We start from the raw sequence: 23,657 nt of genomic DNA, 5'->3' as shown, positions 1-23,657 counted from the left end.
GATAGTCAGTTGGTTTTCAATTAGGATTATTTATAAATCGATGAGAAATTTTTAATACCACATCCCTTTCACCCTTTCCTTCGTTGAGCTCCAGTAATACCTGCCGGTCGTTACTCAGAGAAAACTTAGGAAATACATACACCAATCGAGCAGTGTGACCTTTTTTAATTTTCGTAGGAGCTTTATAGGCGAATACAGGGTCTTTTTTAAGTGATTGCATCGATTTTTTCTTTCCCTTTTGCCTGGTAGTCACAGAAAGATTTAGAAAATTGACATCATAATCCAGGCTGGATTGGTTTTCAATCTGAATTACAAAATACAGTTCGTTCTGGTTAAAAACTATATTTTCAACACTTAATATGATGCCCTGGTTTCTTTTCTTTACCCTACCAATCCGTTCCTTTTTATTCAGTAGATAGAAACAAAAATTTCGATAATGGGTTTCTCTGTCGAGCTGGTTTGGTTCTATATCCTTAAAAGGGGCTGGCAGATCACGCTTTTCAGTGCCTATACGTTCTGTACCCTGGATAAAATAGTTTAATCTGGAGAGGTCCTTCCTATACTTAAGGATATAAGAGTACACCGAACCTCCAGCATCTATTACCAGAAGATTACTCTCAGTCCCAGGTTTAGCCTGTAATAAACCGAAATATTGTTGTCTTTCTCTATTATGGCTAAAAACAAAATGACTGGCACCTGTAATACCCTGGCTGATAGGTTGCGGAAAAAATAGAGCTACGTTTTTGTGCTCATTGGCAAAAATCGTGTCCAAGCGTTCTGCCTTTTGAGAATAAAGTTGGATGCCTGTTAAAAGGATCGCGGAAATAAGAAGATATGTTTTCATGACAAAGAGTTTAAATTATACCAGAAATTTATAAACCTGGTTTTAATATGAGTTTATAGTTATTCAGGACCGTAACTTTTACATTACGATTTTTGGTTTTTAAGAGCTGGCCTATACCACTTACCTGTGGCACACTGGGAATATTGATCTCTCCTAAAAGATCATCCAGGACTTCGGTAGTGGCTTCCTCACGAAAATTATTTTCCACATAAATACCTTCACTTCCATCCTGTAGATCAAAAGCTTTTAATGCGGTTGGTTGATGTTTTAAATTCTCTATTTCGATAAGCACCCGGTTAGGCTGAAAGCTTACAAAACCAAAAATGGGGGTATTCTTTGGGATCGGCTTATTGCTGATAGTAGCATCCTGGTATAGCCGTAAACGGAGCCGGGAATTAGACCTGACTACCTGGGTACCATCGACTACAGCTAAAATTTCCGAATCGGTAGTTTCAGAAGCAGCAATGTTGTTTGATTTAGGATTGGATGCAAAGAAAAGCTGGTGCTCCAGTCCCATCTCTTTAGCCTGGATCTTCACTTCCTCCCGAATTGCTGAAGTATCTGTCCTTTGAATTTTCCTGGGAATTGATTTTTTAGACCGGGCAGCCACCGCACTTACTTCCGCATACCTTCTTTCTCCCAAAAAATATATACTATCGATGATGTGCTGTTTTTCCTTTTCGGGAAGTTCTGCATCGTAATAACCCAGAGAATCCATCAGTTTTTCATCATAAATACTGGGGACATTGGTCTCCCTTACCTCTTTTAAATCGTTGATGGCATCCAGTTTCGAATCATAGGAAGGTGGATCTTCCTGCAGCTCTGGAACCGTTGTTTGTTTTAGGTTCTTGTCCTCATCTTGATCATCACCTGTGATCATGATCGTATAAGAGATCAAAAAAATGATGGTGATAGCGATGATACTCCCAACCACGATCTTATTCTTTTCTATTTTCATCATAATATGTTTTAAGATTCAGGAACGATTTTTCTCAGACTGTTTTCAAAGTAATCCGTAATCAGGAGGCCATGAGGATTATTTGGAAAATGCCGGTCTACCGTTATAAGTTTTCCCGTGGAAATAAGTTCATAAGTGTCTACAATAGAGCCTCGGTTGATTTCAAAAACGGTAGTTGTTCTAAACCTATAATGATCATCCATTTCTTCGATGTCCGATTCGATACTGATGACCTTTTGTACCAATGAATATTGAAGCAGACGATTATAAACACCTTCGGCTTTTTTCTGGCGATATAGATCGGCAACAGAACCATTACCCAACCATAATGCCTTTTCAAGGTTTTTCTCATAATTGGTGGCGTGAATGTTGTAGAAGTAAGTGTGGAACAGGTCTAAATGTGCTAATGCTTCCACCTGAAAATTTTCTTTTTGGGTGACTAGTTTTAAAGGAATAATACTCCCGTCATTGTTAATGGCAAAAGTAGAGTTCAACGCTTTTTTATTCGTTGTGAAGGTGACCCAGAGGGCAAAAGCACTAAATATTTGTGCGCTTATAACAATTGCTAATACAATAAATCGGTTGAGTTTTAAGACGGTATAAATATCTTTATAAGGAGTTTTCATAGTTTTTGTGTTTAGTGTTTATACATCTGCTTATTCTGATCTATCTTTTCCATAACTGGCAAAGGTTTTAGCTGGTAAATAATCTCAGGGTAAAGGAGATGGCGCGGCGGTATAATTTGAATTTTAAAAAGACGATAAAACCAATTGATCCAAGTTCCACCACCGGAGCAAAGAAATTACTCCCGAAATCGGTACCGAAAAGGTTCTGCCAGAAGTTGGTGTTGATCTCCGTATATAGCGCGTTAATAAATACATTGACCAGAAAAAAAGCAGGAACAAGCATATATACTCCCGCATATAATCTGAAAAAGCTATAGGCCATCGAACGGAATTTCTCAAATACCGAAAGACTAAGGATCAAAGGGAAGAAAGCCTGCATGATTCCCAGGATAAAATAGCGCTCCGCAAGGAAAAGGGGATAAATGAACAGATCCAGGATCCATAAAAACAGGCTGATCAGAAAGGCAAAAGTTTTAAAACCATATAATGGAGTGACCAGTGCTTCATATAATAAGGCCATGGCTTTGCGCATCGCGTCCAGTGCGGATACATCTTCTTCAATCGGGATCTCCTGCATTTGTAAGGGGAGGAGGGCAGGAGCAGTTTCACGGTATTGATTCTCTATGGCTACCAGGATCCCATCGAAAAATCCTAAAATCTGAGTAGAGAAAATAACCAGCAATACCACGGCAAAGTTCTTAGCTAGTTCACCAGGACTAAGCCCCCACGTATATCCATCCTTTTCCGCTACACCCTCATTATATTTCTTCAGAATGTTGACCAGGAAAAATAAAACAGCTAAGGTTTTCATTCCTACTATAGTGTATTGCGAGAACTCACTACTCTGAATCGTCTGGAACACAGTATCAATATATTCAAGACCTATTGCGGATATGATGGCACCAGCTGTCATTAAAAAGCAGTTTCCCGGTTATTGATCCTGTCCTGCATCTTCCGGAACGAGATGATTTCCTGATAACGCCTGGTTTTCAAGCGCACATCATTCACCATTTCCTGGCTTTCCAGTTCTTTTTGTTTTAATACCTCGGCTCGCTCGGCATCACTCATTTTTAAATGGTCACTGGATAAGATCTCATCGATAAAATCCAGGGTTGCCAGGGAATTTTCTACCACGGCATCAAAGGATTCTGTGACCCTGGTTACTTCATCGGGTTCGATATACGGAGAATCCAGAATGTCTCGAAGGTCATTCTGCATGACGCTGATCAATCGCTGATTATTTCTTCCGATCTCCCGAACAGCCTTCAGATCCTGGATGACACTATTGACCTTTTCTATATTCTCCTTTTGAGCTTTTAGAAAATTAACCGTCTTTACCAGATTGGCTGTCTGTTTTGCTGATTCTACAAGGGATTTTACCAGACTGATAAAATTGGTATTATCATAAACGGGCATTCCCTGGCACGCAGCGCGTGCAGGCAATAATAAGGCTATAGCCATTACTACAATCAAAGTTAGAGTTTGCTTTTTCATAATTTCCTGTTTTTAGGATTAATAAATTCTGTAATTGCTTTTTCCATGGAGTTATGTTGGTCATACAGCGCCATGATGCTGTCATTTTCTGACCCGTCAGTCAGATATGCCGCATAAACTTCCATGGGTACTTCGAGACGGAATACATTGCTTTGTTTTCCAATCTTTATAAAGATCTCTGTGTATTTTCTGGATCCGGTAAGGTTGTTCTTAATAGATTTTAACTGGTTAAGATCATGTTTGGAGAGGTTTAAACGTCTTACCAGCTCTTCATATCCTTTTTCGTTATGGAGGCTGTAAATCACCTGTGTGTTCTCCAGAATACTCGCTGAAGTGGAATTATTGGGAAGCTGGTTGATCGATTGTAAAATGATTCCGATAGCACCGTTCTGTTTACGAATAGCCTGATAGTAAAATTCTACGCTCTCTAGTACGTTTTCAAATTTTAGCTGTTTGGCAAATTCATCAAAAAGGATAATTCCTTTTTCCGAACGATTCTTCCATATGGTTCTTTGTATAGCCGACTTGATCAGCTTCAACATCACCGAAAGGATTTCCTTGTTATCCTTTACTTCATCCAGTTCAAAAACGATCAGACGTTTATCTTCGATTTTATAGGTCTGATCTTTGCTGACTTCAAATAGAAAACTATATAGACCATCGCCAACATACTCCGACATGATATGTAAGAAGTTCGTAATGTTGAAGTAGTCGGGATGGATTTTGAGTTTGGTCAACAGCTCTTTTTGATTGCTTTCGATGAAGTGATAAAAGCTATCCAAAGAATGATTCCCAGGTGTGTTTATATAATAGTGGCGTAATATCTTTTTTATGGAAACCGACTGGGCTTTGGTTACTTTCAGATCAGAAGCAAATAATTCGAATAAGAATACCGACAAATCTTCCAGACGTTCCGGGCTTAGATCATTTTTATTATTGATGTAGAAAGGATTGATACCTAGACTCTTTCCACTCTCATAGCGAAGTACAGTATATTGTCCCGGATATAGTTTAGCAAATTTGGTGTAGGATCCTCCCAGATCTATAATGACCAGGCGTATCCCACTTTCAAAATATTGTCTCAAGATGTTGTTAGCCAAAAAGGATTTGCCTTCACCAGTGGGAGCAAAAATGGCAAAATTCCGAGCTTTGATCCGTTTCTTTTTCTCGTCCCAGACATCTTTAAGTACAGGGATATTATGTTCCCGGTCATTAAAGATGATACCTGTAGGATCAGACTTATAATTTGTATTATTAATAAACAGGCACAGGGCATGTTTTAGATCTGTCACATATAGATCTTCATTGGAGAAATTGGAGGAAAAACAGCAATAACTGTTTAGTATATAATTTTTACGTTCTTCACCTCCGGGGTAGTAGGGTAGAATGTCCAGCTCTTTGAATTCGGTCTTTATTTTGGAAGCAATTCTATCCAAATTTTTAGCGTTCCGATCCCAATAGATGATGTTTAGATGACCGCGTATGATTCTGGAATTTTCATCCCCATTGACCCGATCCAGAGTATCCTGTATTTTTCCCAGTACTATTTTGTTTTGAGATCCGAAATTGGAACTCTTTTTTAATTCCTCCACTTTTTTATCCAGCAGCCTGCTCCATTTATGTTTGTCGTCCAGGTATATGATCTGGTTTATCATATGATTTTCATTCAGGGTGAGCCCTAAACCATCAATAAATCCCTGATGAAACACAAAATCGTCTGAAGTGAATTTTTCATTGGTCTTGCTACTTTGAACACTTTCGCCAAAACATAGTTCGCTGTTGATGGCCAGGGTGTCAAAATTATTTTCACCAATATTGACATTTTTCTTATCCAGTAAGATATCGGTGTCAAAGCCTTTATTGAAACCATTGAAATAGTTGTTAGTCAGGTGCTCTATACCTTTACCTTCCATCGCAACCAGTTCTATTTTACGACTGTTATTGATAAATGAAACCGAATCGCTCACTGCAGCTGTAAAGCTTTGTACAATATCATCTAATTCCCTAACAATTGCTTTTGAGATATTTCTAAACGGATTGACATATTTGGAATTATTAAGGGCTTTATTTTTGGGCAGTATAAAAAAGAGAAAACTGCGATGTTGCATATATCCTCTTCCTTTGAAATGATCATGGGTGGCTTTTTCTAAAAAGGATTCGCGTGGTAATTTCTCGCACGAATAGGCTGTCTTTAAATAAATATCCTGCTTATGGACAACAGTTCCTACCGGTAGTGATTTAAGTGCCTGAAACCATGCTCCATGTATATCTTCAAAATCTTTTTCAGATAGGGAATATATCTCTGGTAAGATCACTTCATAACACAAAACCACATTACCATTATTGGCAAAAATGATATTGTCTCGAATATCTACAATAGGATTATGGGCAGATAGGTTAATCTTTTTCATAGTCGAAGCCTGAATTTTTTTTATTACTGATGATTTTTGGGAATACTTTGGCCACATAAAATATTTGAGGATTATTCACTGACTTGGTTAATGTGATATACAAGACCGAATTGAAAAGGAATACACCACTAATAATCCCAAAACTGAAAGAAAAGATGATGACCAGAAGAGAAGCTATTATGGATACCATCATCAGTGCGAACAGGGATAAAGGCAATCCAAAAATGATTGCCTTCTTTCTCATATTTCTATAGATCTCAAATTTTTTCATAACGTTTAGTTCATTATTACTTCAGGATCTTATACTACAATGGTTATCAAATAGGAAAAAATACCTACGACAGCGCCGGCAATGAGAACAAAGACCAGTACCCTGGTGATTCCTTTTTTGAGATCAGAATTTTCTCCAAAGAAATGACCAGCATTAAAAAGAAATCCAATAAGGAAGATGACCCCCAGGATAATAGGGAAGATGCTCCTAATAGTATCAGAAACATCGTTAACGGAATTTTCAATTCCCCCAATTTGTGCAAAGAGTGATGTTGAAATTAGGGAAGCAAACGTGGCCAAAAAGATTGATTTTTTCATAACGGAAAAGTTTAGATTTTTGATGTTGTTTTCGTTAAAGAAAAATTACACATAAATAGTTTTAAATAATTGAAAATCAGATAATTGTGAATAAAATATTATTTGGTTTTATTTGAATTCCGTTATTATTATTTGGCATTAAATTCTATGAATATAAAGTCCTAAGTTGTTGATAACCTGAAAACTGAAAATCAAAAAACCACTCAAAAACGTCAGTTTTATGATTTTGCTCTTGAAAATGTGTATCATTTTCGGGCAGGAAATATCTAATCAAAATAATAGTTATAGATCCCGAACATTGCGGAAAAGATTCCGGTGCCATGGGAATAAATGGATTCAGGAAAAGGACGCAGTGTTGAAAATTGCAATTAAAATCTTGGAGCTTAATGAGAATAAGGATGCACCATTAGCTATTTATTTAGCTGCATTGAATTGGTTCGGATAATCCAAATGCCAGGGAATCGAAATTTATGTCGCTAATGGACATTTCAGTATTTGGATGAGTCCACCTGGCTTGCTTTTCAGTAGCAAGATGATTTAAATAAGAAGTAGGGTTATGAGAGTAGGGGTGAAGTTTGCTAGTTTTCAGGTACTGCGTGAGATGGTTGATTATTGTCTCAGTGTCCTTTTAGAATTGAGGTTTTTGAGTAATTGGGATGAGAGTGAATATTTCCAGGCACCGAAATCGATAAGAGTTTTGTCTTTAGCAATATTTCAAAATTTAATTCAAAAATTTAAAAGCTTTTAGAGCATTGAGATTATGAGGATATTGAGGAAAATCTTAAAAATTTATTTTAGGGTTAAAAAGACTTTTCTTTAAATGATCTTAACCATTTCGATTAGATACTTATCTTATTTGATTGTCCATTTATTAGTTTTGAAAAATATACTATTAAATTCAATTGCTGGTATTGATCAAGGATGATAGAGCTTAAGGGTCACCGTTGAATTTATAAAGACTTTTATTTTCGGTAATAACTATGGGAAATCCATAGATATAATATCAGCAACTTTAAATTTTATATTTCGTCAAATTCAAATTCTAATCCTTGTAATTCTGGTGTTATCTCCAATGGATTTCCAGCTTTGGTTTGTCTTCCAGTTTCTGAAATCAAGTGTAAATTGGTCTTGGCTCTTGAACAAATGACATAAAGCAGTTTTTTTGAAGCTGTAACTGGATCCGCATTAAATATGTCATTCCAATGAGGAACATAACCCTTCAGCAAACCATAAGCAATAACAGTTTCAAACTCTTCACCTTTTACACCAACACATGTGTTGATGACCACACCTGACATTTCTCTGTAAAAACTCATAAAAGATTCTATATCACTAGGGACTTGAAAGGTTGGGTCTTCTAAGCGGCTCTTTATTACGTCAAAAAAGGTCTTTCGATTTATGAGAAGTTGCTCGTAAATGGTTTGGTCAATACCAACAGCATCTAGAAACTGGTCAAAACAGTCATTTAGATAATCCATACCTTCGGTTTCATTAGATGTTATAGAATTAATCAGTCTTAAGACGCTCCTTTCTGTTTGATACTCTTCTTTGAAATCTGTATTCGTATGCTCTTTGAAATTTTCAATTACTTCGGTACACCATTTGTATCGCAACGAATATATTTTTGGTTTCGGTAGCGTCAAGAACAATCTCGATAATTTGTACCAAATATTGTTTCGGTTTTTTGACATCGGTGCTAAACCTGATGCATCAAAGTTCACATCTGGTAGTTTTGCCCTTAGCTGTTTTGTTATTGTGGTTATTAACCACCATTGTGGTACTAATACACAAATTTCATCCTCAGGAATTCCATTATCCAAGCTATGCTCTATAAGTAGTGCTATCTCCTCAACCAAATGCCCTTTGTCAACGGTATTGTTGTAAGTTATAATACTATTAGCGTCTTTGTTGGCACCGATTGCTTCAATTGTAATTGGATTTGTCTGAAAAATGGAATAGAAGTCAATAATCCTTTGGGTTGACCTATAATTCCCTGTAAGGGTTAATTGCTCAATTGGTAAAGTATTTAACTCATCTTGAATTTCTTCCAAACTCTTGGCAACACCACCCAGAGATGCGTAAATTGCTTGATCTGTATCCCCGACTAAAAAAAGATTTGAACTACCTTCTCCAGTTGTTATGATGGAAGAAATAATTGCATAAAGCAAATCCTGTGTATCTTGGTATTCGTCAACACATATTAGGCTGAAAATATTGGATAGTGTTTTCTTTATCTTCGGATGCTGGGTTAAGAGCTTATAGGAGTAATAAAGCAGAAGTTCAAAATCAATTAATTTTTCTGCTTGTAGTCTTTCATGAAACTCTTTAAGAACTCTTTTCTGTACAGTTTTTGGTTCGGCAAATGTGCCGTCCCTATTGAATCTGAAATTAATCGGGTCAATAGGTTTTAATTTGTGTTTTTCCTTAAGTTCACTAATAATGTCAGAAACATAAGTTTCGTCTGCAATTAAAAATCCATTTTTAAGTTCCGGTAAATAACAGGAATAAGGTTTAATAATCCACTCAAGGCAAAATGAATGCAAAGTACCAGACCAAACCCGTTTGCTATTGATGCCCATTGCATTTAATCTGCGATATATTTCTTCGGAAGCCCTTATGGTAAAGGTGAGTGCCACAATTCTTTGCTTACTGTCTGCATCAATGTTTTTTAAAGCATAAGCGAGTTTATGGATTATTACCCGAGTTTTTCCACTTCCTGGGCAAGCGGTTAGAAGTACATTACCATCCTTAACAACGGCATGTTTTTGTTGGTCGCTTAGAGTATCTAAAATCATAAATACCACAAGAATTTGGTAAATTGGTCATTTGGAAAACTGGCTACATATTCATCGATAACCTCTTGGTCATCCTTACCCTTAAAGCTCGTTTTTTTTGCCGTTTCGAAGTACTCATCGAACTTACTGCGGCCGATTTTGCGTAACCTGTATTTAGCGGTTTTAGCTTTAGTAGCATTGTTTAAGTGGGCAGAGGCAAAAGCTACTGCTCTGAGAATGTAATCTGGAATATAGGTGTTATACACTAAATTATCAGCAACCACTAAAGCTAGCCATCCCTTACCTTTTTTATCGGCCAATCTTAAGACTTCTACGCCAGCAACTGAAACTGATTTGTCTTGCAATTTTTTCTTTGATGAATCGATGGTTGCTTGTTGCTTGAAAATTTCATCAAGCGATTCTACGAATTCGTGACTATTACCATTCATAAGAAAATCGACCTCAAATGTATAATCTGAATAGAAAGGATTTAAAAAATCGTTGTTCTTGCAAAACTTATCTAGTTTTACTTTTCTTTCTGCCCCACTAACTTGAGATGCCCTGCAATGTTTCTGATAGGTAGAATCCTCGTTTTCATTGGCCGGTAAATCTACTATGCTAGCATCTAAATCAGTAAGGATAGCACAGTTTTTTTTAATTCTATCATTATGAAAAAGTCTTGCCACATTTTTAAAACCAGTACTCCCAATGTTTACAAGACTAACTCCAATTTCATCTAAGGAAATTCCAAAGACTTTTTTGAACATTTGAGGTATGAGGATTTGTTCGGCATCGCCTTCAACTAGAACAACCCCTTTTGCAAAGAGTAAATTGCTTCTAATAGCATCTAAATATCGTTCGGCTCTTGTTATATATTCATCATCAAGATTGTTTGCTGGCTGATATACCAGTGTTTGCTTTTTCCCCCTACTTAAAATATTTACTGAACTTATGCGGCTAACGGACGAAATATGTGTTGAGTGCGTTGAAATGATAACTTGAGTTTTATTTGTTTGTACATTATCAAATAGTGTTTTTTGGATATGTGTATGAATATGTGCTTCTGGTTCTTCAATTAGCAGAAAATTTGCAATTCTATCCGTCCTAATTTTTTCATATTCCAATAACTTAAGTGAAAGGTAAATCATATTTGCACCGCCCAAACTAAGCTCCCATATTTTACCCATATAGCCTTCTTCGTCTGGGTCTCCTACCCATAATTTGAGTGATTGCAATAGCTTTTCCATATCATTAGGAAGCTCGGATTTCACATCGATATTTGGCCCATACGTCGTCCCTACAGCCTCCTTAATACTTTTGTCGATTCCGTCTTTAACCTCTTTTACTTCTTTAAGAGAACTAATCTGGTCGTTAAGTTTATCGATGCTTTTAATTATATCGGTTTGTTTAGAAATTTCAACTGTTTTTTCTTTTCCTCTTAGTAAATTTATTAAAGGATTGGTGGAATATGAACGTAAGTCGCTTTCAACGTCACGAAGAGCCTTTATAAATGTACAAGAAACTTCATTATGCACACTAATTTCCCTTGGTAGAAATGTTCCGAAAATCAGCTCTTCCTTATTATCTGGATTTGGAAATTTAACAGCTTCAAAATCGCCGACATATTTTTTATAAATTTCATCATCGCTGAAATCTCCTGTACCTCTACATAAGTAGGATGTTTCATAATCATCGACTGTGAGCTTATCGAGATAAAGCTGTAGTCCCTCCACGGTTTTACCTACTGTTTGTGAATAATCGTAAAGCTCTTTTCTAAATTGATATTTTGGTCTAAAGTAAACTGAATAACTTCCGGTGTTTTTGTTTCCTTCCATATCTCCTGAAGATTGAACAGCAAGGACTTGGGCTTCTTCGCTTGCATCCAGTTCTTCAAAAGTGACGGCTAGAATCATCCAATGCCCAGCCCATTTCCCCAAGCTCCTATTAAAATCAGACTCATAAAATCTTATATACCTTGGAAGTTTATCGTCAATTAAAACTCGTAAGGCAAAAAACAGATTTGTTTTACCAGAGCCATTTTCCCCTATAATAGTATTTATACCCTTTTTAAAGATGAATTTTGAATTATAGAAATTTCTAAAATTCCTTATAGATAGTGAACTTATATGCATTATAAAGATCTTTCAATAGTTTTGAAGCAATAAAAAAGCTAATGATAGTCATTAGCTCCCAACCAAGAATCAATTCGCCGGTTTCTTCACGATAAATATAATAAAGTGTTAAATAAAAACCTTAAGGATTCCTACATTTCGAGACAATGTATATAAATTAAACTCTCTTATCTCCAGCCTTCTTATCAAAAGCAATCAAATTAAACAATTCTCGCATCCGGCTGCGTACTCTATTTCCATAGCGTTCTTCCAACTCCTCTGCATTTAAATTAGTAGTAGCATGAGTTTTTAGCTTGGTTTCAAGAAGAAGATCATAGCGGGAGAGCAGGATTTCCCCGATCACGTTGCAATCTTTTCCATAATGCCGCCCCATAGGTTCTACACCCATATCATCGAAACAGAAAAAACTACTTTCTCCATAATCTTCTATGGTTTTATATCCCAAATGATTGAAGGCAAAAACAATATTGCGGCAGGGCATCACTACATATTTTCGTTGGTGTGGTACTAAAAAATGTAAGAGTTTCATAAGACTTGTTTTACCACATCCTACGGGACCGGTAAGTAAGAGTCCCTTATCTAGGTCAATATCAAATTTTTTGCAATTTTCCTTATCCTTGATGAAGTAGGAGCATAGCTTTAATAAGATATCTTTATCCTTTTTGTAAATTTTAAACTTTTCTCCAAAAAGGAGCTTACCTTTCGCATTCAGATACACCAGGATTTTCGGAAAATCATACTGCACGGATTTTCCATCAAACCTGCCTAAAGAATATTCTACGCCGCCTTCGATTATTTTAGAGGGGTTGTGCATAATTCTTGGTTTTAATAGTCTTGAGGTTGTCCTGATTATGGGACGCTTTCTTTTTTATTTCCTTGTTATCTTCGTTGAATAATTCGGTTCTATCCATCCAGTGAATCGCTAAGGCTTGCCAGTCCCTTACCTCGTTTCCATCACTTGTTTTCCAATTATTGGAGTGGTAATGATCAAAGAATTTTTTTCCTTCATCAGCATTAAATCCTTTTTCTTCAAAAAAAATTAAAACGGCCTGCCTGCCCTTTGGCTGTTTATTAATGTTTATTTGTTTAGTATTGTTTATATAAGGTACCAATGCTTGTCCACTGATGGGACGGTGTGGGTCTTCAGCTTGTCCATTGATGGGATGGTGCTGGTACACAACTGGTTCATCTTTGGGATAGTACTGTTCCGCAAGCTGTTCCAATATGGGATCGTAGTCTCCCGTAACCGGTTCATCAGTTGTCCCTATAATGGACATCTTAATTTTACTTCCCTTGTAAGGATTGTTGGATGGAAAATACGAGAGATAGTTCCAAGAGTCAAGATCTGTTATACAGCGATGATAGGTAGATTTTGAACCTATCTTGGCTACACGCATCAGTTCTCTACGATTGACAAAAAATATATCTGCAAACCGACTACTATTCCATTCATGAAATAGAGCCATATACAAACTAATATGCGTTGGGTTTAGGCGCTCGTCGGAAAAAAATTTTTCAAAAACCGCGTTGAGTTGCTTAATATAATTCATCTTTTATAGATCAAAATTATGTTGAACTCTGTTTTCATCCATCACTCGGTGGATCTCCTGGACATCATAGTAAATAATCCCGCCCACTTTAGTATAAGGCAGTGTACCATTGATACGAAGATTTTGTAAAGTTCCCGGGCTGATTTGTAGCAGATCCATAACCTCAGAGGATTTAAGATAGCGTTTCAGCGTTCCGGAATTTTGTTTGGTAAGAAGGGTTCTTAATTCTTCGAGCAACTCCATTTTGAATTCGCGAAGATCGTCGGTGGTAATAATACTTGTTGGCATAATAGAACATTTTTAATAGAAAGGGACTACCAAATGGTTAAAGCTTTTTAATTGATAGCCCCTATCAAAGTTTGACTTTCGTTCTACTAAATTGGTACTGTTTGATAGATATCTTTCCCTATGGGTTTCGTAGTTACGAGAAAATTTAACATTTAATATTTATTGCTATAGTATGGTCTTTCTTGGGGAAGTATTGCTTAGAATTATAAACCAAACTATTAGAAAATTGATTTTGTACGGCAATTCTTGGATTTTTCGTAGTAACTCGTAACTACGAAAAGTTCATTTTTCATCATCCTGGTTCATCTTAGCTTCCAAACGCAGGATAAGATTATGAAGATATTTTGCTCTGGGACCTTTTCGGGACTTTATTTCAGAATAGGTTTTGTAGATGTTCTCCAGTTTGATATTGAAGAAATCCTCAAAAGAAGAAGTGATTGTGCTGATATCTACAGTACCATGGTTAAGATCTCCATTGGCGTATAAGGCATAGATAAGTTCTACCAGTGAAGTTTTTGACCCTGACCACAGCATGACCTTATGTTTTTTATCCATCAAACCACTTTGTTTTCCTGGTCGTAGAGTTTCCATTGCTTCTCTAATGAAATGGATGAGCCGATACATAGCCTGGATCTTTGCCCATAGCATATCATGAGAGCTTGAAAATTCAGGATACTGGTAGTAATTGATCATGGGAGTGAAAGGATAGTTCTTACGATGGTTCCTAGTAAAAAGCTGGTGATCCAGGTATTCATGCCCTTGTTCCATATATTGGACAAAATCATTATTCTTATAAAAGAACTTATTGATCTTACGTAGTTCCTTTTCAAAAAATCGAAATTGAAAATTCTTACCTGCTTTAGGTTTACGAGTCTCACAGGATCGTACTTCTGAGAAATAGATGAGATAGCTCATAGGACAGGGTTTGATTTTTTTAAAGAATTCGATCTCGTCCGGGGTGTTTTCAAAATCCTCTTTTTCCACAATCTCTTTTAATTTAGAAAGGGTGTGATTTGAAATATCAATCCCTTTATCCGCTTTTTTTAAGGGATGAGGGATTGGTACCACCTTAGTGTTCAAACTATTGTGAAACTCATGTATTACATCATCAAACATCTTATTATTACCTTGAATCATTAAAAAATAGTGTGGTAACGGGATCTTCAAATTGTTTGGTTTTATAAAGACTAGGTAAGGACCGCGATTACAATATCAATTATGAAATCTCATTTCTCATCATGTCCAATTGTTCTAACAGGAAATTATCGGAAGTTTGAATAAAAGCCTGTTTCTCAATTATGGTTGCACCAAATTTTCGTTTTTCAAAGGAGGCGCTAAAACCTAAATCTATTTTCTGAAAGTTTAAATTCTTAGCCCTTTTTATGGTCTGATATAATAATTGACGATATACCTGATACTCCCTGGCATAGTCATAATCCATTCCGATTAAATTGGGGACGTATATACCTTCTTTATTTTTGTAACAGAACATAACGCCGACAATCTGGTTTTCCTTTTGAAGTTTTAATTCGATGAACTCCCAGTTTTTATCGGAGGCCATATTTTGAAATACTTTTTTCGGATAGGTAAAGGTGTTTAATCCAAAATTTTTTGATTTCACATTTTTATAGAGTTCATGATAGGTATCAATTTTTTCAGGAGTAGGGAAGTCTAAAATTGATATATGGAACTTATCTTCAAACGGCAGTACCTCTTTTCTGAAATGTTTTCGAGACCGGGAGCTTAATGTTTCCAGAAATTCTTCTTCACTGTTCCAATCTAAATTATTAATTACACAGGAATCTGGCATGGAGACGGGAATATAACCTTCCTTTTGGAAAACTTCTGCCAAGGCTATAGATTTCTTAAAATCGCGCAGAACGCACATTCCAGTTCTTAGTCTTTCTCCCAGCGCTTCGATTCTTAATAAGAGTTCTTTGATAGCTTCCTCAGATTGTGAATGCTTGTGGTCTAAATACAAATGACTACCTTCGGTAAAGAGACATCCCATAGACAGTACTTTAGTAGTCATCGCATAGGGATTGGATTCCCTGTCTTGCTCTATGGCTTTGGATACCGATTCCGGTGCAAGCATATCATTCTTCCATAAGCCGCTGGTTAAAAATGTAGCTAAAATTGGATCATCCTTCTGATCTGTAATTATAAAATAATGGAAGTTCCAGTTATGCTCTTTTTGGTCATTATGGGAAAAGCATTTTTCCAGAAATTGAAGTCCTTCTTTATTAAGCATATTATGACTTCCAAGTAGTTTATTCCATAGATCTGTATCTATGTCTTCGATGCTTTCCGCATAATTCACCGATACATCTGAACCTGATTTTTCTTTTATCGTAGTTGGGTTCAAGCCTATATTAAAAGCTTTCCCAACCCTCTCCAAAGTATTATTCGTTGCATTTAGCGCTTTTTCATAATGATACTCCAGGGCATCCACCAGGGCTTTAATATCTTCTAATTCATTGTGGCAGGAAATCGTAATTCTTACCCCGGTATTTTTTACAGGAACCGCTGGAAATAATCCCAGGTTTACAAAGAATCCTTCATCCAGCATTCGTTTCACAAAATTATAGCCGGTGGCGGGTAAGCCCGTACCAATATAAAAAACCGGGGAGTCGTTCTTTGAAATTAAGGGCAGGTTGGTTTTTGAAAGCAATTCATTAAAATAATTTATCCGGAGCTGTAGTGCCTTTTGTAGTGAATATATTTCGGTAGAAAGATGAATGTCTGCCGAAGTACTTGCCGCAGCAACTGCGCTGGGTTCCAGTTGGGCAGAGAAGGTGAGTGGGCCGCCAAAATTTTTAATTTTTCTAAAGAGTTTTCGATCTGGACAAACCAAGACTGCACCCGAGGCTCCAAAGGTTTTGCTTAAGGTGCCAAATAATAAAATTTTTTCAGGGAGTTCTTTTAGGACTTCCATTACATAGCCACTACCGTTATGGCCTTTCCAGCTCATTCCATGCACATCATCAAAATACAAGTTCAGCTGAGGATATTTTTCACAAAGGGAGATAAGATCTTCTATGGGGGCATAATCACCATACATGGAATAAACCCCATCTGCCATATACCATATTTTTTTAACCTTTCCTGATAATCTCTTTATCCGGTCTTCCAGCATGTCCATGGAATTATGGCGAATTAGGCTTACAGGTATACCTCTAATTTTAAGGAATTGGGCCGCATTTTGAACACTCCAGTGCACCTGGTGATCTAAAATTACAGCATCCTCATCCCTTACCGCAGTTGGTATAACCGCAATATGGCCTAACGTACTGTTCTTTGTTATAAGAATTGGATTGTTGTAGATGGCTTCTATTTTCTCTTCTAACTCCGCATACAATGGATGAGAGATATAGGTCTTTGAAAGTGGAAATTGGGTGCCATATTTTTGAATAGCTTCAATGGCAGCATTTTTAAGGCGCTGATCCTGTTCAAGACCCAGGTAGCCAGTCGTTCCAAAATGAAAGGATTCAATTCCATTTACTTTTATTTTCCGACCGTTTAAACCCGGACCTTCAGCATGCAGGTGTAAGACTCCTGCATTTGTTGCATTGGTGATTACTTCATCTACCGTATCCAGAAAATTGTTGTGTTTTATTTTTGCCATAACTATAGATTTGAAAATTCTCATATTAAACTATGACAAAAAATTATTATAAATCTAACCGTTATTGGTAAAAGTCTTTTCAGAACAGTCATACGGCTTTTCATCCAAATGCAGGTAAAATCTATGTTTATAATTTTAAAACATGTTAAATGAAATCAATTAAGGTGTTCTGATAAGACTATTTATTTTTTATTATATATTAGTGATATCCAAAACTTTACGGGATGGTGGTGGATGGAACCTACGCGAAAATGTGGATCTCTGAGGGGATCTTATTCTTTGTCTATAAAGAGATTTATGAGATCAATAGGAGTATGGCCAGAGAGATAGTTAGTCAACGTTTGCAGCTGCAAAATGAAAATTCGTATCCTATATTTTGTGATCTAAGGGCCATTACCAATGCACAGAAGGAAGCCAGGGATTATCTCGCAATAGAAGGTGCCTTTATGACGACAGCTCTGGCTCTTCTGGTGAAAGATGATCATGCGATGGCTATTACCCAACTCTTTATAAAAACAAGCACCCCGAATTACCCTATCCGGGTATTTAAAGATAAAAAGAAGGCGCTTTTGTTTCTGCAGGACTATAAATAGTAATCTTTAAAATAAGAATTATGGAATATGCATTCAACAATGAGGACAAAATGAGATTCAATTCTTTATATCAGCAAATCATAGAAATTGCCTGTGGTAACTTCATGTTTCGTCAGGAGCCTTCCGGCAGAAGAGATCCCATTGATACTGTTACCGTACTGCTGAATATGATGTCAGAGGAAATATATAATTTTTGTTTTGGAACAAATCAGGAAATAAAGCAACCGGAAATACAATTTTCAATCTTTTTAGATAAGGATTTTTACATCACGTCATATTCTTCCAATACTCCTGAAATTTTGAAATGGAAACAGGACAAATTTGACTGCCAGGTTTCTGAAATTCTTTCAAAAAACTCGGAGAAAGCGCTGACGGACGAAATTGATTCAGCTACTGGAAAAATGTATCAGCAATTTATTCCTGTTGACTTCATTGTTAAAAATAAAGGATTACATAGATGTCCTTGCACTATTCAAAGGATGGTGGGAGTAGATCCCTCCTGTGCATATGTCATTACAGCTTTTCGTTTTACGAATGGTGAAGAACCTCTGAGAAAAGTAAGTAATATAAGACATTCATTAAAATCAGGAAAAAAGGAAAGCGCTGCAACAAAAATTTTGCTGAAACAAGTACGTCTTTATATCCTTAAAAATCTTCATACCGATCTTCCATCTCTTAGAGAATTAGGTCTTATTCATCGTACTAATAAAACTAAACTTAAAGAAGGATTTAAAAAAATGTACGGCACTACCATCCATAGGTTTCATATGGAAAAAAGGCTTGACAAAGGAGCACTCTTGATTAGAACTACGGAACTACCAATTTCTATGATTACTCAAAAATGCGGTTTTAAAGATCACTCCCATTTTTCAAAAAATTTTAAAATCCAGTTTGGACAGACACCTTCCGAATACAGAAGAGAATATAAGCCCAATTTCATGAGAGAATAGTTTTACGGCCTTTACAACCATTTTATTTGAAGGTATTTGGTGAAATTTACTATTGTGAAATACCAGGGTTGTAAAATTTGAAATACTAAGATTCTATTACTTCTTTACTTTTCAGTACCATGCTGGCTTTTACACCCAATAAAAGAAATTATAAAATTTTTTTGCGCAGAAAGTAGGAGAAGCCGAAAATCCTTGAAAGAGTAGGTGAATTTAAACTTTAATATTATGAAAAAGTTATTTTTAATTCCGATTATGGCGCTTCTGGTTGTATTAGGCATGTCCTTTACCAGCTTTGAAAGCGAAATTGAAGAGCAACCTGAAGTTGTTGCCAGTGATTATATACGTGTAAATGGAAACTGGCAACCTATATCTGAACAGGATTGTAATACTGGCTCCTATGATTGTAAGGTGAAATTTACAGAGAATGGACAAGAGTTTAGAGTATATGATGAAATGGACTTAAGTACTTTGAGAAAAAGTCCAAATCCTGGAGCTACTTTGATTAATCCATAAATAAAGTAATTATTTTAAATGAGTAGCGCCTTGAACTATTCAAGGCGCTATTCTTTTCCTTTTGAATTAAAACTAAATTTCAGGTAGAATGATAAGTTGCTGCCTGTTTTCTGCACACAGATATTTCTTGGCTGCTTTATTCAGTTCCTCAAGATTTATAAAATGAGAAATTACCGATTCGTATTTTAAGACTTTATCTTCTGGGTCTTCATTATGTTGCAACGATCTTTTCAGATATTTAGGCCAGAAATTAAGCATCCAGAATGTTTCCAGATTTTGTCCATATTTAGATCGCTCCTGCGCTATAGCAGTCTCCAGCCAGGCTTTTGAGATGCCATGTTGCTTTAAGTTTCCAAACTCTTCCATAGCATATTTTATCATTTTTCTTTCGTTACCTAATTCACTGTCAAAACTGATGTTGAAGGCATATATTCCATTTTCATAATCCATCCATCTTCCAGATGCTCTCGGGGTATAACAATCAATGCGTAGTCTGTCAAAGATCATTTGATTTAATTTCTTGACCAGCAAATCCAGTTGTACCTGGGTTTTAACATCTTTAGTAACCTTTACTGGAAATGATATTTCGACAATGGCCTCTTTAAGGTTGTTGAAGTGAACTATTTCTTCGAATGGTGTATAATTATAATGGTATTTCTCTGCTGTCAAAGAATCTTGATTTGTCAATGTTGGAAACTCAGAAAGATAGTGAGTTATTTTAGGGAGCATATTATCGGTATTAAAATCTCCTGTGATTATAAAAGTATAACCACTTAGATTTCCGAAACCTTTCTTATATGCTCTTAAATATGTTGAATAATCAATCTCCCGAAGATCATCTTTAGAGAGTTTGGGCAAATTGGAATATTGAAGTTCATTAGAGATGTCTTTTAATAATACATCATTTAAACCATATTTATAACCACTCAGCAACTCTTGTTTATCTGATTTCCAGGATTGGAAAGCTTTAGAATTTTCATTTGGATCTGTAACATATAGATATAAAAGGTTAAAGAAATTTTTGACATCCTCCGCCTTAAATTCCCCTTCAATTTTAAATTCATTTTCGGTGGTTTGTGATCGTAGTCGAATTTGCTGATCAAGCATAAAATCCTGTAACTGAAATTTGGAATAACCACCGGCATCACCGGATAAGACCATGTCTGAAGACGAGGTTGTAGCGATATAATTTTTGACATCTGAAGTCGCTACCGGTATTTTTTTAAATCCTAGAATAGAAACTATATTGTTATAACTGGGAGATGCCGGTGCACTGGGTTTAAATACTAAATTAATGCCGTTATTCAATTTTACCTGGGTCAATCCTATAATATTCTCTTCATAATTATCTTCATATATTTTCTTTTGATTCACCGAAGAGAATCGATTTGGTAACGAATCAATAGCTTTAAAATTAAAAACGGGCTGTGAAGAGAGGTCCTTAGAGTTTTTCATCCATTTGATTATTTGTCCATGACCAGGTACTTGTTTGTCATCCACATTAAAAAATACAAAATCAGTATTTTTATTAAGGTTCCATTGGTTTGTTATATATTCTGAAATTTCCGATACACCTATATCATTCAGTATTACTCTAATGGTTTTTTTCTTTTCATCTAAAGTCCAGGTTTTATTGTTATAAATAAAATGATCCTGGAACCTCAAAGCTTTATCTTTTGAGCTTTTAGTCTCTGTTATTAGGTCATCCAGAAGCTTCGCTTTTTCATTATTTAATAGAGAGGTGCTGCTTTGTGTCTTTATTACTTGGTATGCTTTAAAAAAATTAAGCATTTTCTCCTCTATATCTTCATCCTTTCCTAATGGGATTTCCCATAAGCTTACCTGAAGTTGTCGATTTGCCAGAGTGTTAGAAATAAACTTGTTTGTATACCTTATAAAAGGCGGTTCGTATTGCTTCACAAATGGGCTATGCAACTTTGTTAAAATATTCATACTAAGCCTTTGCAGGATCACATTTTTCAAATCTTCTTTAGATCGGAGAATATCATCATCATGATTGATTTTCTTCTTCAATATTATGATTCTTCTTTTTTTATTAATTGAATCACGAATACTAACATATTGATTTTTATCGGGTAGCTGTAAATCAAATTTCTTATTGATTATTTCGGGATCCTTTGGATTGTTCTTTACTTTTAGATCGCTAAATTTTTTTCGTATTATAGTTTCCAGACTATCTACATTAACATCTCCAACAATTATTGCTGCTTGCAAATCAGGACGATACCAGTCCTGATAGAATTTATTAATCTCATTTAAGTTGACATGCTTCATGCTTTCAACTTTTTTGGGATACTTAATTAAACGAAAATTAGTATTATAGAGTGTCGTATTACTTAAAGTATCAAGTAACCAGCTATCATAGGGAGAGGTAGGTCTTCCTTCCGCTATAACAGCACCACTTTGAAGGGCTAAATGTTCAGGCTTAAATAACATATTAGTTGACCATTCATGTAGAATTTGCATGGCGGCATTCAATCTAACCTGATCTCCTGCTGCGAAGCTTAATGTATAATATGTCTTTTCGTAATCAGTCCTGGCGTGGTTATATATTCCTAAAGAATCTGTAAAGCGTGGCAGATCTGGAAATTTACCAGTATAAAAAGATCCCATATGCTCTAATAAATGAGCGTACTCAATTTGGTTTTGAGATTCTTGAAAATATCCAGCTTTTACCGATAATATCATCTCAATTCTTCCCGGTGGATTTTCATTATGTTGCAGGTAATAAGTAAATCCATTATCTAACTTTCCGTACCTTACGGTAGAGTCTAAAAGTTCTACATTTTCTTGATGTTCCTTACTTGATTCCTGCGAGAATGTGATAGCAACACAGAATAATATAAAAAACATGGCTAGGGTATGTTGTGTCATTTTAATAACCTTCATTTTGTGTTAGATTTGGATTTTTAATTCGTTCAGTCTCTGGAATCGGATATAATAAATCCGTATCTTCCCAATAAGGGTTCTCATCCTCCAGTGCTTCTGATGTACGATCGCTACGCTTTAAGTCTAACCAACGATGTCCCCATTCAGCAAACAACTCTTTTCTGCGCTGCAGGAATATTTCGTTCAGCAACTCAGCCTGTTCGATAGTAGGATTTAAATCGGCCAGTAAATTCAAACCGGCTCGTTGCCTAATGATATCTAAATCTGAGATAGCGCCGGCAATATTATTCTGCATAGCTCGCGCTTCGGAACGTATTAAATACTGTTCTGCTAATCTTAACACCATGGAATACTCCCTTATAGGATACTCAGTACTATTCCAAATTTTATATTTATAAATAAAATGAGCATTTTTTGATTCGTTATAACCGATCCAGTTGAGTAACCGTAGATCTTCGGTGTCAAATTGCTCTACAAAATCTTCCTGCAAGCGGATTGCTGCAAAGAATGAAAATATTGGATCTATAATGAAAAAGTTTCCTTCATTGGTCTGGGTGGAGATACCATTTCCCCCAATTGGTGAAATCTGCCAAATCGCCTCCTTACTATTTGCTAAAAAAACCTCGTTGAGATCATCCTGCAATTTGTAGGTTCCATTTTCGGCGATTAAATGGCCGCTTAATTCTTCGGCCTTGGACCAGTTTTCAGTATATAAGTAAAAGCGTGCCATCAGGGCCTTTACGGTAAATCTATTAACCTGTGTTCGTTCTCCAGTTACGTAGTCTGAAGACAATTCCTCTTCCGCTTGTTGCAAGTCTAAAAGAATCTGGTCGTAAATCTCATTTTTAGGAGTTCTGAATGCCAACTGGTTTTCGCGATAATCGGTGCTTAGAATTAATGGAACATCTCCATATAAGTTAACCAAGTAGAAGTAAGTGAAGGCCCTTACAAATCTGGCTTGTCCATCCATTTGTTTCTTGAAATCCTGATCGAGCACTTGTGAATTATTTATCCCTTCCAGAAATGAGTTAGTGATATAGATCATATTATAAGCACTGGACCAGATATTTAAATTGTCAGGATTATCAGGATTTACTTCATTTTGTTCAAACTCCATCCTTGAGAGATTGGTAGTGCTAATATTGCTGATATTATCAGCAGACAATCCCGCAAGTGTTGTAACACTGCTCCTGTACCCATTAGAAAAATCCAGCTGGAATAACTCATTGTAAATTCCCGTCATCGCACTTTTTACAGTTGCTTCATTATTAAAAACCTCTTCCCGGATTAATTGGTTTGATGGGGGATCCAGTTCCACCATCTCTTCGCAGGACAGCGTAAAAATGCTTAGAAGGATAATTAGTAGTTGTTTTTTATAATTTAAAGGTTTCATATCATTTG

At 36.1% G+C, this 23,657-nt stretch carries 20 protein-coding genes; 3 read left to right on the top strand and 17 right to left on the bottom strand.

Annotated elements, in window-relative coordinates; genetic code table 11:
- Nucleotides 1-16 precede the first annotated feature (16 nt).
- The 15 genes from G530_RS0110735 to G530_RS0110655 all read right to left on the bottom strand — a co-directional run bounded on the left by G530_RS0110735 (nucleotide 17) and on the right by G530_RS0110655 (nucleotide 17,290).
- Nucleotides 17-844, bottom strand: a complete 828-nt coding sequence (locus G530_RS0110735; RefSeq protein ID WP_026934540.1) for a DUF4138 domain-containing protein — start codon at nucleotides 842-844, stop codon at nucleotides 17-19.
- Between the two features lie 28 nt (nucleotides 845-872).
- Nucleotides 873-1,802, bottom strand: a complete 930-nt coding sequence (traM, locus tag G530_RS0110730) for a conjugative transposon protein TraM (protein WP_026934539.1) — start codon at nucleotides 1,800-1,802, stop codon at nucleotides 873-875.
- An 11-nt stretch (nucleotides 1,803-1,813) separates the two neighbouring features.
- A complete protein-coding gene (locus tag G530_RS0110725; RefSeq protein ID WP_026934538.1) occupies nucleotides 1,814-2,428 on the bottom strand; it encodes a conjugal transfer protein TraK in 615 nt (204 codons plus the stop codon).
- Nucleotides 2,429-2,495: 67 nt separating this feature from the next.
- Complete coding sequence (locus G530_RS0110720) at nucleotides 2,496-3,341, bottom strand: hypothetical protein (protein ID WP_026934537.1); 846 nt, start codon at nucleotides 3,339-3,341, stop codon at nucleotides 2,496-2,498.
- Complete coding sequence (locus tag G530_RS0110715; protein ID WP_156888627.1) at nucleotides 3,341-3,889, bottom strand: conjugal transfer protein; 549 nt, start codon at nucleotides 3,887-3,889, stop codon at nucleotides 3,341-3,343. Before G530_RS0110715 ends, G530_RS0110720 begins: the two co-directional genes overlap by 1 nt.
- A 29-nt stretch (nucleotides 3,890-3,918) precedes the next feature.
- A complete protein-coding gene (locus G530_RS0110710) occupies nucleotides 3,919-6,333 on the bottom strand; it encodes a TraG family conjugative transposon ATPase (protein ID WP_026934535.1) in 2,415 nt (804 codons plus the stop codon).
- The gene (locus G530_RS0110705) at nucleotides 6,320-6,604 is read right to left on the bottom strand and encodes a hypothetical protein (RefSeq protein ID WP_026934534.1); all 285 of its coding nucleotides are present in this window, start codon (nucleotides 6,602-6,604) and stop codon (nucleotides 6,320-6,322) included. Before G530_RS0110705 ends, G530_RS0110710 begins: the two co-directional genes overlap by 14 nt.
- A gap of 29 nt (nucleotides 6,605-6,633) precedes the next feature.
- Nucleotides 6,634-6,921: a hypothetical protein gene (locus G530_RS0110700; protein ID WP_026934533.1), complete on the bottom strand. Its 288-nt coding sequence runs from the start codon at nucleotides 6,919-6,921 to the stop codon at nucleotides 6,634-6,636.
- A 1,019-nt stretch (nucleotides 6,922-7,940) separates the two neighbouring features.
- On the bottom strand, nucleotides 7,941-9,716 hold the full coding sequence (locus G530_RS0110685; RefSeq protein WP_026934530.1) for an ATP-dependent helicase: 1,776 nt from the start codon (nucleotides 9,714-9,716) through the stop codon (nucleotides 7,941-7,943).
- Nucleotides 9,713-11,827, bottom strand: coding sequence for an ATP-dependent nuclease (locus G530_RS0110680; RefSeq protein ID WP_026934529.1), 2,115 nt, complete (start codon nucleotides 11,825-11,827; stop codon nucleotides 9,713-9,715). Before G530_RS0110680 ends, G530_RS0110685 begins: the two co-directional genes overlap by 4 nt.
- Before the next feature lie 157 nt (nucleotides 11,828-11,984).
- Complete coding sequence (locus G530_RS0110675; RefSeq protein ID WP_026934528.1) at nucleotides 11,985-12,641, bottom strand: P-loop NTPase family protein; 657 nt, start codon at nucleotides 12,639-12,641, stop codon at nucleotides 11,985-11,987.
- Complete coding sequence (locus G530_RS0110670) at nucleotides 12,625-13,377, bottom strand: hypothetical protein (protein WP_026934527.1); 753 nt, start codon at nucleotides 13,375-13,377, stop codon at nucleotides 12,625-12,627. The genes G530_RS0110675 and G530_RS0110670 overlap by 17 nt, the downstream gene beginning before the upstream one ends.
- A 3-nt stretch (nucleotides 13,378-13,380) precedes the next feature.
- A complete protein-coding gene (locus G530_RS0110665; protein ID WP_026934526.1) occupies nucleotides 13,381-13,665 on the bottom strand; it encodes a helix-turn-helix domain-containing protein in 285 nt (94 codons plus the stop codon).
- Nucleotides 13,666-13,947: 282 nt separating this feature from the next.
- On the bottom strand, nucleotides 13,948-14,802 hold the full coding sequence (locus G530_RS0110660) for an RteC domain-containing protein (protein ID WP_231608392.1): 855 nt from the start codon (nucleotides 14,800-14,802) through the stop codon (nucleotides 13,948-13,950).
- 79 nt (nucleotides 14,803-14,881) lie between these two features.
- A complete protein-coding gene (locus G530_RS0110655; protein ID WP_026934524.1) occupies nucleotides 14,882-17,290 on the bottom strand; it encodes an aminotransferase class I/II-fold pyridoxal phosphate-dependent enzyme in 2,409 nt (802 codons plus the stop codon).
- Between the two features lie 224 nt (nucleotides 17,291-17,514).
- Between G530_RS0110655 and G530_RS0110650 the strand changes: the two genes are divergently transcribed.
- The 3 genes from G530_RS0110650 (at nucleotide 17,515) to G530_RS0110640 (ending at nucleotide 19,346) form a co-directional block, all read left to right on the top strand.
- Nucleotides 17,515-17,883, top strand: coding sequence for a DUF7793 family protein (locus G530_RS0110650; RefSeq protein ID WP_240472150.1), 369 nt, complete (start codon nucleotides 17,515-17,517; stop codon nucleotides 17,881-17,883).
- A gap of 20 nt (nucleotides 17,884-17,903) precedes the next feature.
- The gene (locus G530_RS0110645) at nucleotides 17,904-18,833 is read left to right on the top strand and encodes a helix-turn-helix domain-containing protein (protein WP_026934522.1); all 930 of its coding nucleotides are present in this window, start codon (nucleotides 17,904-17,906) and stop codon (nucleotides 18,831-18,833) included.
- A 225-nt stretch (nucleotides 18,834-19,058) separates the two neighbouring features.
- Nucleotides 19,059-19,346, top strand: a complete 288-nt coding sequence (locus tag G530_RS0110640; RefSeq protein ID WP_026934521.1) for a DUF6520 family protein — start codon at nucleotides 19,059-19,061, stop codon at nucleotides 19,344-19,346.
- Between the two features lie 72 nt (nucleotides 19,347-19,418).
- On the opposite strand, the gene G530_RS0110635 is transcribed toward G530_RS0110640, so the two are convergent.
- Together G530_RS0110635 and G530_RS0110630 are read right to left on the bottom strand one after the other, a co-directional pair.
- Nucleotides 19,419-22,256 carry a M16 family metallopeptidase gene (locus G530_RS0110635; protein ID WP_026934520.1) on the bottom strand — a complete coding sequence of 946 codons (2,838 nt, stop codon included), beginning with the start codon at nucleotides 22,254-22,256 and terminating at the stop codon, nucleotides 19,419-19,421.
- Nucleotides 22,243-23,649, bottom strand: a complete 1,407-nt coding sequence (locus G530_RS0110630; protein ID WP_026934519.1) for a RagB/SusD family nutrient uptake outer membrane protein — start codon at nucleotides 23,647-23,649, stop codon at nucleotides 22,243-22,245. Before G530_RS0110630 ends, G530_RS0110635 begins: the two co-directional genes overlap by 14 nt.
- Nucleotides 23,650-23,657: the final 8 nt, after the last annotated feature.

Source organism: Christiangramia echinicola DSM 19838 (assembly GCF_000423065.1).
Classification (GTDB): Bacteria; Bacteroidota; Bacteroidia; order Flavobacteriales; family Flavobacteriaceae; genus Christiangramia; species Christiangramia echinicola.
The sequence above is the reverse complement of the archived record's forward strand: the minus strand, read 5'-3'. Positions and strand labels throughout refer to the sequence as shown.